The organism is Paenibacillus sp. RS8, assembly GCF_041956825.1.
Classification (GTDB): Bacteria; Bacillota; Bacilli; order Paenibacillales; family Paenibacillaceae; genus Paenibacillus_AQ.
Map to the genome: position 1 here is coordinate 4,577,665 of NZ_CP168131.1, position 13,577 is coordinate 4,591,241.

Sequence of the window (13,577 nt, forward strand, 5' to 3'; positions counted from 1 at the left end):
AATCATTTGGTTCCGGTATTGCGATTGAAAAGACTAGATCTAAAGCAGCGTAATTATAACATAAATCAAAGCAATCTGAATCCCGGGATTTAAAAATAATACAACTTTGAACAGCTTTATACCGTCTTAGTGTAAGATGAATAATAATTACAATAATATCATAAGAAGGGAAAAACAAGATGAACTTATTTGCAAGGAAGATACGACTGTTTAGTTTGGTTGTTTGTTCTGCTTTAATGGCTACAGTGTCAGTTCCACAAGCGAATGCAGCTCCATCATCTGCTAAGCTGAGCGGAATTAAGGAAATTGTTGCTGCGCCTGGTTTTTGGGGTGGCAGCTCCTTTGCATTAGGAAAGGACGGAACCGTTTGGGCCTGGGGAAGTAATATGTTTGGACAGTTTGCGAATGGAATAGCAGGACCAGAGGGATGGACGATTACTCCACACAGTATCGCAGCGCTTGAACATACGAAGCAGCTAGAGATCGGTGGGGCTTATTTTGTAGCGTTGAAGGAAGATGGAACGGTTACGGCTTGGGGAGATTATCAGGACAAGGGTGCAGCGGAAGCTGGAAATGGGGCAAGCTCCAAACAACATAAGGTACTGCTGCCTCAGGTGATCTCGGGGATGACGGATGTAGTTAGTGTAACCTCAGGACTATACAATACTTTAGCTTTGAAAAAGGATGGGAGCGTACTCCAGTGGAGTCCTCCAGACGCTTCTAATGTAGGGTACATAGAGCTGCCTGCTGCTACGAAGGTGCAGGGCTTAAGTGAGGTGAAGTGGATCGGGAACAGTATTTATCAGGCCGCGATTCGAACTAACGGTACCCTGTGGACTTGGAGCGCTAACCCGCAAATAGAGAATACACAAGCGGTGAAGAAACCGACCGCAGTTAAGGATTTATACCATGTGAAGTCCGTTTCAATGAGTGATCGCAGTATACTGGCTTTAACCGAGAGTGGAAGCGTCTGGGGAACGATTGACAGCAATAATTATAATGAAATCACGATGAAAAAGATGCCAGGTCTTTCGAATATTGTATCCGTTCAGACGAAAAATGGATTCAATCTTGTTGCTAATAAAAATGGAGAATACTGGGTATGGGAAGCAGGTACCTTGATGCACGGCCTACAAAAGATCACAGCCATAAAGCAGATCTCAAAACTTACGTTGGATTTAGGCGGCTTTGTAGCGGTTAAGAAAGATGGCACCGTGTGGACATGGAGTACTAATTATATAACCGACAGCAAATGGGTCTTCACTCAGCCAAAGCAAATTAAAGGTTTGAGCAATCCGGTTTCTTTTGTTAGCGGTGAGAATAGTAAGTATGCAGTCTTGAAGGATGGAACTGCCGTGGCTTGGGGGACGAATATGTTTGGACAACTCGGAATTAGCGCTGTTGATTCACGTCCTTTTACTTTATCTCCTATTTTGAAACCTGTTACGGTAATTGTTGATGGGAAGAAAATCGACTCCGTACAGTCTGCTATTTTTATAGATGGAAGTGTAAAAGTACCGATTAGGGAAGTAGCGGAAAGTCTTGGCTACACACTCTCATGGGAGGGAGAAATGACGCTCTCGAAAGAAGGGAAGAAAATCACTTTTAAAGAGGGGGGCATTAAAGTAAGTTATACTTCACTTGTTCCAGCGGCAGCTTTGGCTAAGGCACTAGGTGTTACTGCTGAGTGGAATAGTGCACTGTACCAATTAACGTTACATACAAAAAGATGACTTTCATTTAACACTTTATTTAATTTATTGATGTACAATAAGTGAATTAATCTGTATTGAACCATAATAACCAGTCTGGAGTGATAGGTATGGCATTTACAGTATGTGTGTTCGCCGGATCGAATCCAGGTCTTAACTCAGAATATACGGAAATGGCTAGAGAATTGGGTTATCATATAGCTGCACAAGGATGTAGGCTGGTTTACGGAGGTTCAAGAAATGGCCTTATGGGACAGGTGGCGGACGGAGTGTTGGCAAATGGTGGTGAAGTCGTCGGTATCATGCCCGTGGATCTTTTTAAAGATGAAATCAGGCATTCTGGGCTGACGAATTTGATTGAGGTTTCTAGTATGCATGAACGTAAGGCGATAATGAGCGGTATGGCCGATGCATTTATTGCCCTGCCGGGTGGTCTTGGAACCTTTGATGAGTTATTTGAGATCCTATGTTGGATGCAGATTGGGATTCATCAGAAGCCTATTGGACTGTTGAATATTAGAGGTTATTTTAATCCTCTGCTAGCTATGATCTCTCATAGTGTAAGTGAAGGGTTTGCTCCAAAAAATGCATTAAAAATGTTAGATATGAACTCTGATCCCGAATATTTGCTTGAACTAATGAGAGGTCAAATTGATCATAGTAATAAAGGGAATGGGAACGCTAGATTTCCTTCCCAGCGTTGAGAAAATGAGTAGGAATTTAACAACCTCCAGCTGTTTTATACAGCTTGGAGGTTGTTTTCATATGAACATGTGATAAACTTGTTTCGGTCTATATGTTGCTGGGTAATTAATTTTTAATAAGTAGTAGTGGTTACTCCGAGTAACTCAGGGAATGATTACCTAAGGAGGTTGGAATTCAATGAATGTGATGGTACATAATCTTATGGCTTACAATCATCAGTTTTTTAGACCTCAGCCCGTGGTCAATCCTAAGCAAGAGAGATCTAATAAGAAGAAGCAGAGTTTTCAGGAAGTCTTAGATGAGAAAATGAAAGTGTATGGTAAATACAGAATCATTAAGTAAAAGCTACTACATATGTCTTGTTGAAAAAAGCCGGAATGCAGTGATCTTAGGGTCACTGCATTCCGGCTTTTTTTAGGGTCTAACCTCAAAAAATTGGCAGCTCTTACGGGAGTAGTAAGTCAGATCACTAACTCTGGACTGAATAACGACATCGAAATCAGTGAAGCGGACAACGGTTGCTCCTGAATTCACCAAATGATCGTCCTGAAAGACTCGGACAGGTAATTTTCGGTCAACGGCTTCTTGGAAATCACTGTCTGTAAACAGCGGGCGGTTAATCGGCATAGATATTAAACTCCTTTTAATCATGTAATGAAGTTAGAAATAAAAATAGTATACCTGTGGAAGCAAGAGAAATCCAATATAAGTGATGATAATGAACAATTTATGAGTAACACATTTGGACAAAATTCTATGCGCCCACTTCAGACATAACATAGTTATGACTGTACTAAGGGGGTTTAAATATGCATTGGCTTTCCATCATTATTATTGGTCTGGCTTCAAATTTGGATAACTTAGGAATAGGCGTTTCCTTTGGGGCACGGTCCACAAGAATTACACCATTTTCAAATCTGATCATTGCTATTCTGTCGATTCTGGCTACATATATCTCAATAACCTCAGGTGAGTATGTGTCACAATATTTTTCTGAAGCGAATGGAAATGCCATCGGTGGCTGCTTGATTCTGTTTATGGGAATCTGGAGCATTAGAGCGGTGTATAAGAAACCAACTTCAAGTGTAAGCATGGATATAGAGAGCAACGTCCTCAGCACATCTTCTACACATAATGGCTATCGTCATGTTTTAAGATGGCAAGAATCGGTGTGGTTGGGTGTGGCGCTGGCTATCAATTGTATTGCTACAGGCTTTGGAGCAGGGATCAGCGGCGTGAACGCAACATTCACAGCGATCTCAGTGGGTGCCTTTTCGTTTATCACTGTGGCTGCCGGAATGAAAATCGGGAATCGAATGTCCAAAACTTGGCTAGGCAAACATTCTGATCTTATCGGCGGATTGTTATTAGTAGGCATAGGTCTGTATGAAATATTTATTTAAGGAGGACCTGAGGTCAAAGATACGAAGTAAATGTTAAGACCACATTCTATTGGATGTGGTCTGTTAGCTGTAGCGGACACATTCGTAGTCTCTTAACAATGTCCTACCCTGGTGGGGAAAACAAATTTTATGGTAATGAACTTTGAGTCCTCTTATGAGGGCTTTTTTTATTGAATCAGAAATATTTCCACCATAAATCGGAAGTTTGCCTCCTCAAAAAAAGAATATAAACCCTGTAGACTAAATCTTGTAAGAGAAACCTTTGAAAGGGGTACAGGGGAATGAATAAAGTAAAACACTTGGCGCTTTCGTTAGTCGCTATCATGCTCGTAGGTTCACTGGCAGCATGCGGAGGCAACAACGCCGAGAACAACGCATCAAGTAAAAATACAGGTAACAACGCAGCAAGCACAAGTGAACCAACAAAAGATGAGGGTACTGAGCCTGCTGAGAAAATCGAACTCTCTTTCTGGACACTCGGAAACGTGAACTATGAGGATCTAGCGAAGGAGTACACGAAGGAACATCCTAACGTTACGATCAAGGTTCAAAATACGGGTGACCAAACAGCTCATCATAATAATTTGACCACTGCATTGTCTGCTGGATCAGGAGCACCTGATATTTTCCAACTTGAAATCGGTTTCATGGAGCGTTTTATCAATGCACAGGATAAATTCTATAACCTGAATGATCTTGGTGCTAAAGATATTCAAGCGAACTATTTGGATTGGAAATGGAAACAAGCCTCTTCTATAGATGGCAGCTTCCAGTTGGGTTTACCTACAGATATCGGTCCGACCGTTGTTTATTACAGAACAGATTTGGCGGAAGCAGCAGGATTACCAAGTGACCCTGAAGGATTCGGCGGGGCCATTGATACATGGGACAAGTTCGCTGCTGTAGCCAAAGCATTTAAAGAAAAGACAGGTAAGCCTTTTGTAGATCTTACAGATCTTACCTTTAACGCATTACGTGACCAATCCGCGGATGAAATCTACTTCAGCAAAGCGGATGGCAGCTTTATCGGGGACACCAACCCGCAAGTTCGCAAAGCTTATGATTTTACGGTTAAAGGTATCCAAGAAGGTTGGATCAGCAATCTAATGCTTTGGTCTCCAGAATGGGGCCAAGGAATGAACGATGGATCTTTTGCAGTCGTCATGGGACCGGCTTGGATGGCGGGAAATGTTAAGAGTAATGCTCCAGATACTACTGGAAAATGGAAAATCGCACAACTTCCTGAAGGTGCCGGTAACTGGGGTGGTTCGTTCCTGACACTGCCTAAAGAGGGCAAACACTCGAAAGAAGCTTATGATTTCATCGCTTGGATGGATAACAAAGATAATCAACTGGAATCATTCAAGACAAAAGGGCTGATGCCTTCCATTCCTGCCCTGTACGAAGATCCTGCATTCGTAGATTTCAAGGATGAATTCTTCGGTGGTCAACAAACCGCAGTTGAATTTGGTAAAGCAGCTAATCGTGTAAAACCTGTGTACTACGGTCCACTTCATGACCAAACCGATACCTTCTTCAAAAATGCACTGAAAAACGTGTTGGAGAAAAAGGCTGATCCGGCCAAAGAGTGGGATGAAGCTGTTAAACAAGCGAAGAAACTGGCTGAACGCAGCTAAGACTTCCAGCAGAAAGAGTACAATGTCTGAAAGGTCCGGATTCATGGAGAACAGCATTCTCTGTGAATTCGGACTAAACGTTTACCGTCCTTATAAGGACGCCGAAGACGTTTTTGCTTGATACGTTCGATTACCTGGAGGTGTGACATGGCACAACCTGTTATCTCGAGTCCGCATGCCGAGAGCAAACGCCCGTTTTTAACTGAACAAAGAAGGAGCCGCATCACTGCGTATACTTTCATTTCTCCTTTTTTTATTCTGTTCTCGATATTTGGACTATATCCGATCTTCTTTACGATCTACCTCTCATTCTTTAAATGGGATGCCTTGAACCCTATGAAATTCGTAGGGATGAAAAACTATGAACTGGTCACAAGTGATCCTACCTTTTGGATTTCTTTTAGCAACACCTTAATAATGGGGCTGCTCGGAACGGTTCCGCAGATTCTATTGGCGCTTTTGATTGCCGTTTTGTTGAATTCAGGAATGACTCGGTTTAAGAAAACATTCCGGGTACTCTTTTTCATGCCGAATATTACGTCTATCGTTGCAGTTACCCTGGTGTTTAGTACGTTGTTTGGGAACAACGGAATGATCAACTGGATACTTAACGGACTAGGGCTTGATAGTATGGCCTTCAACTCTGGCTGGTGGGGAGTAAAAATTGCGATCTCAACCATGGTGATGTGGCGCTGGACAGGGTACAATGCCATTATTTTTCTATCAGGGCTTCAAAGTATTCCTACAGATTTATATGAAGCGGCTCGAATTGATGGGGCGAACAGAAGACAACAATTCACCTTCATTACAATGCCACTCCTGAAACCTTTTATCGTATTCGTCACTTTACTGTCGACCATAGGTGCGTTGCAGTTGTTTACTGAGCCTTATGTATTCCTGGGGCAATCAGGTACGGGATCTACTCGTCAGGAAGGTATTACTATGGTTACTTATTTGTACAGCGAGGCATTTCGTAATGGATTCTTCGGTACGGCGGCGGCTACAGCAGTTCTGCTATTTGTGGTCACGATTATATTCTCTGTCCTTAATATGCTGGTCTCAAGCCGCATGGGTGGAGATACAGGAGGGGGTAAAGCGTGAGTACAGTGCGTCTATTTAAAAAAGATCCGGATGATCTTGGGATTTTCGGAAAAGTTGGATTTTATCTCCTACTGATTCTTGGTGCGCTCGTGTCCATCTTTCCTTTTTACTGGATGTTTGTGGTTGGCACAAATGATAGGGGTGCAGTCTTTCATGTTCCACCTTTACTTACGGTTGGAAACCAGTTTTTTGACAATTTCCAGCGGGTACTAGATAAAACAGATTTCTTTCAAGCGCTAGGTAACTCATTATTCGTCTCGTCCATGGTAACCATCTCGGTCGTATTTTTCTGTACACTGGCTGGTTATGCTTTTGCTAAATATGAATTCCCGTTTAAAAATATTCTGTTCTACTTTGTAATTGCCACTTTATTTGTACCCCAGCAACTTGGTGTGTTACCTACTTACGTAATTATGGCCAAGCTCCACTGGATCGACTCTTTCAAGGCGCTGATTGTTCCGGCTATGGTTAATGCCTTCGGGATTTTTTGGATGCGGCAGTACATTTCTACAGCTGTACATACGGAATTGATCGAAGCTGGACGGATCGATGGCGGGGGACATTTCCGGATCTTCTGGAACATTGCCATTCCAGTCATTACACCAGCTATGGCTACACTAGGCATACTGAATTTTATGACCGTATGGAATGATTTCTTTTGGCCTTTGGTTGTGTTAAAGAATCAAGAGCATTTTACGATACAAATCGCGCTCCAGCAGTTATTCTCCAATCGAGACGGTCTGGATTATGGAATGATTATGTCAGCTACGTTTACGGCAACCTTGCCGCTGCTGATCGTATTCCTGTTATTTAGTCGCTGGGTGATTGCGGGTCTTACTTCAGGAGCTATCAAGAGCTGATCTTACTTTTTGTCTTTACAAGGGAATAGGCGGTTTCGTGAAGAATACTAGAGGACAGAGACAGCTGGGGAAGGGGAATACCATGAAGCTCCGCCGTAAAATCTTGTTCGCTATTATTCTTCTCGTCTTTATTCCGGTGATACTAATGGGGATCGTAACATACGTTAATTTCTCTAACGCTATGGAGAAAAAATCAAGTAACTTCTACTGGGTTTCATTGCTCGAAACAGATCGAAAGCTCAAATTCGCACTTAGTGAAATCTCCTCGATCACAAATGCTGCGATCACACAACCGGTTATTCAACAATCGCTTAAGCAGACTAACTTTGTGCTCACCTATGACCGCAAGCAGGAACTCAACAATTTACTCATTAATCATCCGATGATTACTTCATTTAGTTTATATAGTAAAGATCGGCTGCTTTATCAATACAATGCGCCGATGTCTTTTGAGGAGATGAGGAAGCAGAGTTGGTTTAATGCGATGGAAAGCGCCGAGGGGCGCCCTGTATGGTCTGGCCCCGGTGAGAATGGTTCGGCATTATCCGGTCACCCGGTACTAGTACAAGCCAGAGTGATTAAAGATTATTATTCTCTTGAAGATATCGGCTATTTGGTCGTTAATGTTAAACCTGATTTACTGGATCAGATTTTTTGGGAAGCAGCAACTCTGAAGAAGGGTGATATTTTACTAGTGAACAAGCTAGGGAATATCGTTTTTAACAAATCCGGTGAACATATTGGGCAGCGCACTGAGTTCCCTTTTTTAGAAAATGATTATGCCAAGGAACAAAACTATTACATCGACAACTATCAGGGGGGAAAATCACTCATAACCTTCCTTCCTTCACATAATAAAGACTGGTATTTGGCAGCGATTACACCGATGAATCTAATCTCTTCGGAATCCATATCTATTCGTAACATTGCGATTATTTTGAGTACGGTTTCATTGTTATCCGCCATTTTGTTTGACCGATATTTTGTTAGAAGGCTCGTTTATAGCATTAACAGCGCGGTCAACGGGATGAAACGGGTGAAGCAGGGGATTTTTACACCTATCACTACACGTTATCGTGCGGATGATGAGAGTGATTTTCTGATTGATGGCTTTAACCGGATGAGCACACAGATCAACGAATTGATTGTGCAAGTGCAGACGGAGCAGGGTCGCAAAAAGGAAGCGGAAATGAAGGCATTAATGGCGCAGATTAATCCTCATTTTATTTATAATTCACTAGAATCGATTAATTCGATGGCCGTGCTGCAAGGTAATAAAGATATTAGTAAAATGGTCATTTCACTCGGCAAGCTGCTGCGAATCAGTATTAGTCAGAATCAAGAGCTAATACCGCTGCAAATGGAGTTTGAACATGTTCGCCATTATCTGGATATTCAGAAGTTCCGTTTTGAGGATAAATTCTCGTACATTATAAATCTTCCTGAAGGTCTTAGAACGTTTATGACTCAGAAACTGATTGTTCAGCCCATTGTAGAGAATGCATTGTACCATGCAATTGAACCGATGGAGGACCCTGGAATCATAGAAATCACAGCCTATGAAATGGGTACGGATATGATCATTATCGTAAAAGATAACGGTCCGGGCTTCGACTTAGCCAAGATGATGAATCTTTGGGCCAAAGAGGGAGGAGGCCAGAAGAAATATAGTGACAGCGGTGTTGGGCTTAAGAATGTACATGAGCGCCTGAATATCCGATTTGGCAGTCCATATGGCTTACTTGTGTGTTCATCCCCTGGATTTGGTTCAACGATTCGAATTCGTATACCAAAAATACTGCCATAATCGATCATACAGAGGAAACAGGGGGAGATTGACATGAAGTGGTTATTGAAGTGGGGCTGGATGTGGATATATCTAGTGCTGATATCTGGCGCTGTTCTATTTATTACTTTAGGAGATCACGAACCGATTGAAGATAATTCACCAGAAAAAATAACGCTGACTTTCCGTCATTTCTGGATCAAAGAGCATGATCGGCCACTGCTGGCTATCTTTGAAGAGATCGTGGATAAATACCAAATTGCGCATCCGAATGTGAAAGTCAATTTTGAAGGACTAGACCAGACGATACACCGTGAGCAAAAGCTGAAAAGCGAGATGGTTACAGGCACGCCACCTGATATGTTTGTCTTATTTGGCGGAGCCGAAATAGAACCATATGTGCGTTCTAATCGCCTGGTTGATCTGACTGATTTTGTCCGAGAGAACGGTCTATCCAATCAATTTAAGGATCTGCATCTTTGGACCTTTAATAACCATATTTATGGATTGCCTATCGAAGGGAATGCTGAACCGCTATACTTCAATAAAACTATATTCAACAAACTTGGTCTCGAGGCGCCTACAACGCTTCAAGAACTCGATAATGTCATACTGAAGCTCAAAGACGGAGGATACATTCCGTTTGCACTCGGGAACGAGGATCGTTGGCCTGCCGGGATTTTTGCACATTATTTAATGGATCGTTATGCTGGCTCCGAATTGATCCAGAAGCTGATCACAGGTGAAGATCAAGCCAGCTTTCAGAATGAGTCTTATTTAAAAGCGTTTGAGCATTTGGATCAATGGATAAAAGAGGGTGCTTTTAGTCCCCAGTCTAATGATCTATCGACAGAAAATGCAGTCGGTTTGTTTACAAGCGGCAAGGCTGCGATGTATTTAAACGGGAACTGGGATATCAATTTATTTTCTGGTAGTGCGGCTCCAGCTGATTTTCAGAACGAGGTAGGTGTTATTCCATTTCCTGCCTTGAAGCAAGGTGAGGAACCTTCAATTGCCGGAGGCTACACTATTGGCATTGGTCTTTCCTCCGAATTAAATGGAGCTAAACGGGAAGCCGCTTTGGATCTTTTGAAGGCTTTTTACACACAGGAAATTCAGACTCGAATTGTATATGAGGGACTAAGAATTCCGTCTATTCGTATTGCTTTTGATCCGGAGAAGACCGGTCCGGTATTCGCGCAAGTGATGGATATGATGGAAGAGAACCGTAAAAGCTTTGTGCCTTACGATAACGTGTTATCACCTGAAGTTAAGAAAATGTTCCTAAGTGTCATCGAAAAAATGATTAACGAAGAAATGTCTGCGAATCATGCCTTAAAGCTAGTGCAGGCATCATCAATGGAATACTGGAATCTGATCCAAAACTCAAGTGTTCAATAAGCATGGAGGTGCTGGAATGGATGAAATAGAAGAGAAATATAAAGTACTGCTCGTAGATGATGAGCCGATTATTCTTCGTAGTCTAAAGGTAGCTATTCCATGGGACGATCTCCAGATGGAAATTGTGGGAGAGGCTCGAAATGGAGAACTAGCCCTCCGCTTAATAGAAGAAACTACACCGCATATTATAATCAGCGATATCCGTATGCCTGTGATTGACGGAATCACTTTGATGAAGGAAGTATTACCAAAGAATCCTAAGCTGGTATTTATCTTTATAAGTGGATATGGGGAGTTCGAATATGCGAGAGAAGCTTTGCGTCAAGGAGCCTTTGATTATTTGCTGAAACCCATCGACCATGACGAACTGGTTGCAATGCTACAACGAGCGAAGACGAGGCTGGATGAGCAGAAAGAGAACGATCAGATGATGCATTCTGTACAGATGCTGTCGATGCTAGCCCGTGAACGGATGTTTGCTGAAATCACTTTGGGAAACGCAAGGCCGCTTGAGCATCTGAAATGGCTGGAGAACAGTGAACTTGAGAGCGGATATTTCATGGCTGGTTGTCCAATTGGATGATTATTCTGTGCTTACTGGGCAGTGGAGCGTGGAAGAAAAGCGGCTGTGGCTGTTTGCGATCCGTAATATTGTTGAAGAGTGGTCGCTGGAGCATGGAGTGCTTACAGTCTTTCCTTTTCATAACGGAGAGTGGATATTGCTCTTTCCTGGATCTTTAAGCACGAGCAGAAGAGAACTAGGTGAACATTTAATTACTGGGATCAAAAGATATTCCAAGCTAAGCTGCTCTGTAGGAATCAGCCGCTGTACACAAGGGATTGATCAATTAAGCGCGGTGTATCCTTTGGCTGCGAAGGCTCTGTATCAACGTTTCTATTCTGGTCTTGCCGGGGTGTTTATAGATGAGGAAACATCCTTCGCAGGCAATAAAGAAGTTAAGTATCCAAAAGAGCTGGAGACCTCGATGATAGAGAGTATTCGTACCTTGAATAGAAAACAAATGTCTTCCTTGTTTGATGAGATGGCACTATATATTGAAGCACAAGCTATTCCTAAGGAGATTGCAGAACGTCTTCTTGTGGAGATGGTTGTCGTGCTATACAGACATTTTGAACATTTGAATCTAAATTCGGATTGGTCTCTACATGGCTTACTAAGCAAGCTGCAGCATTTGGGGACCCTGAGTGAGATGATGTCTGCATTGAAGGAAGAATTTGGGGAACGATTAGATCAAGGAAGTAAACCTGTGAATCGCGAGGACACACGCAGTTCCATCGAGAAGACGAAACGTTATATCGAGAGTAATTACCATAAAGACTTAAGTATTGAAGAAGTATCAGAGCTTGCCGATCTTAGCGTCAGTCATTTTTGTACTTTATTTAAACAAATAACAGGCTATACCTTCTTGGAGTATGTGACTCACTGTCGAATGGAGAAGGCGAAATATATTTTGCAGAGCAGTAATGTAAAGGTATATCAAATCGCTCCGCTTGTTGGTTATCAGGACCCAAGATATTTTACTCAGGTCTTTAAGAAAGCTAGTGGTCAGACACCTACGGAATATCGAGAAGAGCATACGAGGCAAGTTAATTAACGAAAAAGCACATGGATATATAGTAAAAGGGGGAAATTCAGGGCATAAGTATGACATTTATCATACTCTTCACTTGATGTTTATGACTTATAGGATGACACTTTATCTTCTATACTGAGATTAGATGAAAAGATCCTTAGCCAGCCACATCAAGGAGGAAACGATAAAAGATGACTACAAAACAGACATCACAGCTCTCCAGTCTTAAAAAGAGTGTAGCCCCTTACGAAAAAAACGACCGCAATGCGAGCATAAGACAGCTCATTAATACTTTAGGGCCACTTGTGCTGTTATGGGGCGGAGCTTATTTCTCTTTATCCGTTTCCTACTGGCTTACTCTTTTGTTGGCCATTCCTGCAGCAGGATTTGTAATTCGAACTTTTATTATTTTCCATGACTGTACACATGGTTCGTTCTTTAAGAATCGTAGAGCGAATGACATTATCGGAACGATCACAGGTGTATTAACGCTTGTTCCCTATCGGCAGTGGAAGCATAGTCATTCGATTCATCACGCCAGCTCCAGCAACCTCGATAAAAGAGGGATCGGTGATATATGGATTATGACTGTCGACGAATATGAAGCAGCTTCATTCTGGAAACGTCTGTATTACCGGATTTACCGTAATCCGATCGTGATGTTCGGAATTGGACCTATTGCTGTGTTTATGATTCAGTATCGCTTTAATGCTAAAGGCGCTAGACGTAAAGAACGGATGAATACCTATTTAACAAATGTATCTATCGCAGCGCTCTATACTTTGCTTATTTGGGCGATCGGCTGGCAAGCCTTTATAATGGTGCAATTGCCAATAGCTTTTGTATCCGGCTTTCTCGGAATATGGTTGTTCTATGTGCAGCATCAGTTCGAGGATTCTTACTTCGAGAATGAATCGGAGTGGAGTTATGTTATGGCTGCAGTAGAGGGAAGCTCATATTACAAGCTACCTAAGCTATTGCAATGGATTACAGGGAACATCGGGTTCCACCATGTCCATCATTTAAGTCCAAAGGTACCCAACTATAATTTAGAAAAAGCACATAATGCTACGCCGCCATTGCAAAAAGCGACGACTATAACACTTAGTTCTAGCCTGAAGGCTCTACACTTCCGTCTTTGGGATGAAGAGAATAAGAGCTTCATCAGCTTTAAACAGATGAAGTCGAGACTAAACAAACCTAAGGTAGCAGCAGAAGTCTTGCAAGTTCATAAGACTAGACTCCAAGGCGAATAATAACTATCGGTTCGAACAAAATAGAAGTACAGAGAAAGGTTAGAGCCGGAGATATTATTCGTGGCTCTAATCTTTTTCTATTTTGGATAGTGGATCAACAGATTTTCACTGAATTTGTGCT

13 protein-coding genes are annotated in these 13,577 nt (G+C 42.1%); 12 read left to right on the forward strand and 1 reads right to left on the reverse strand.

Going from position 1 to position 13,577, the window contains the following annotated elements; all coding sequences use genetic code 11:
- Nucleotides 1-236: 236 nt before the first annotated feature.
- The 3 genes from ACDZ28_RS21585 (at nucleotide 237) to ACDZ28_RS21595 (ending at nucleotide 2,759) form a co-directional block, all read left to right on the forward strand.
- Complete coding sequence (locus ACDZ28_RS21585; RefSeq protein WP_375102723.1) at nucleotides 237-1,733, forward strand: stalk domain-containing protein; 1,497 nt, start codon at nucleotides 237-239, stop codon at nucleotides 1,731-1,733.
- Between the two features lie 89 nt (nucleotides 1,734-1,822).
- Nucleotides 1,823-2,416: a TIGR00730 family Rossman fold protein gene (locus tag ACDZ28_RS21590; protein ID WP_375102724.1), complete on the forward strand. Its 594-nt coding sequence runs from the start codon at nucleotides 1,823-1,825 to the stop codon at nucleotides 2,414-2,416.
- Between the two features lie 178 nt (nucleotides 2,417-2,594).
- Nucleotides 2,595-2,759 (forward strand): hypothetical protein, encoded by a 165-nt coding sequence (locus ACDZ28_RS21595; RefSeq protein WP_170880233.1) that lies wholly within the window; start codon nucleotides 2,595-2,597, stop codon nucleotides 2,757-2,759.
- Nucleotides 2,760-2,831: 72 nt separating this feature from the next.
- On the opposite strand, the gene ACDZ28_RS21600 is transcribed toward ACDZ28_RS21595, so the two are convergent.
- Complete coding sequence (locus tag ACDZ28_RS21600) at nucleotides 2,832-3,044, reverse strand: hypothetical protein (protein WP_042126976.1); 213 nt, start codon at nucleotides 3,042-3,044, stop codon at nucleotides 2,832-2,834.
- A gap of 182 nt (nucleotides 3,045-3,226) precedes the next feature.
- Here ACDZ28_RS21600 and ACDZ28_RS21605 point away from each other — a divergent pair, with 182 nt between their 5' ends.
- The 9 genes from ACDZ28_RS21605 (at nucleotide 3,227) to ACDZ28_RS21645 (ending at nucleotide 13,456) form a co-directional block, all read left to right on the forward strand.
- Nucleotides 3,227-3,820 (forward strand): manganese efflux pump, encoded by a 594-nt coding sequence (locus tag ACDZ28_RS21605; protein ID WP_375102725.1) that lies wholly within the window; start codon nucleotides 3,227-3,229, stop codon nucleotides 3,818-3,820.
- A gap of 281 nt (nucleotides 3,821-4,101) precedes the next feature.
- Complete coding sequence (locus ACDZ28_RS21610; RefSeq protein WP_375102726.1) at nucleotides 4,102-5,457, forward strand: ABC transporter substrate-binding protein; 1,356 nt, start codon at nucleotides 4,102-4,104, stop codon at nucleotides 5,455-5,457.
- Between the two features lie 147 nt (nucleotides 5,458-5,604).
- Nucleotides 5,605-6,558 (forward strand): sugar ABC transporter permease, encoded by a 954-nt coding sequence (locus ACDZ28_RS21615; protein WP_341112313.1) that lies wholly within the window; start codon nucleotides 5,605-5,607, stop codon nucleotides 6,556-6,558.
- Nucleotides 6,555-7,418 (forward strand): carbohydrate ABC transporter permease, encoded by an 864-nt coding sequence (locus tag ACDZ28_RS21620; protein ID WP_341112314.1) that lies wholly within the window; start codon nucleotides 6,555-6,557, stop codon nucleotides 7,416-7,418. Before ACDZ28_RS21615 ends, ACDZ28_RS21620 begins: the two co-directional genes overlap by 4 nt.
- 82 nt (nucleotides 7,419-7,500) lie before the next feature.
- On the forward strand, nucleotides 7,501-9,225 hold the full coding sequence (locus ACDZ28_RS21625; RefSeq protein ID WP_375105385.1) for a sensor histidine kinase: 1,725 nt from the start codon (nucleotides 7,501-7,503) through the stop codon (nucleotides 9,223-9,225).
- A 33-nt stretch (nucleotides 9,226-9,258) separates the two neighbouring features.
- The gene (locus tag ACDZ28_RS21630; RefSeq protein ID WP_375102727.1) at nucleotides 9,259-10,605 is read left to right on the forward strand and encodes an ABC transporter substrate-binding protein; all 1,347 of its coding nucleotides are present in this window, start codon (nucleotides 9,259-9,261) and stop codon (nucleotides 10,603-10,605) included.
- A 16-nt stretch (nucleotides 10,606-10,621) separates the two neighbouring features.
- The gene (locus ACDZ28_RS21635) at nucleotides 10,622-11,188 is read left to right on the forward strand and encodes a response regulator (protein WP_375102728.1); all 567 of its coding nucleotides are present in this window, start codon (nucleotides 10,622-10,624) and stop codon (nucleotides 11,186-11,188) included.
- Complete coding sequence (locus tag ACDZ28_RS21640; RefSeq protein ID WP_375102729.1) at nucleotides 11,148-12,221, forward strand: AraC family transcriptional regulator; 1,074 nt, start codon at nucleotides 11,148-11,150, stop codon at nucleotides 12,219-12,221. Before ACDZ28_RS21635 ends, ACDZ28_RS21640 begins: the two co-directional genes overlap by 41 nt.
- Before the next feature lie 170 nt (nucleotides 12,222-12,391).
- On the forward strand, nucleotides 12,392-13,456 hold the full coding sequence (locus ACDZ28_RS21645) for a fatty acid desaturase (protein ID WP_076117557.1): 1,065 nt from the start codon (nucleotides 12,392-12,394) through the stop codon (nucleotides 13,454-13,456).
- The last annotated feature ends 121 nt before the right edge of the window (nucleotides 13,457-13,577 follow it).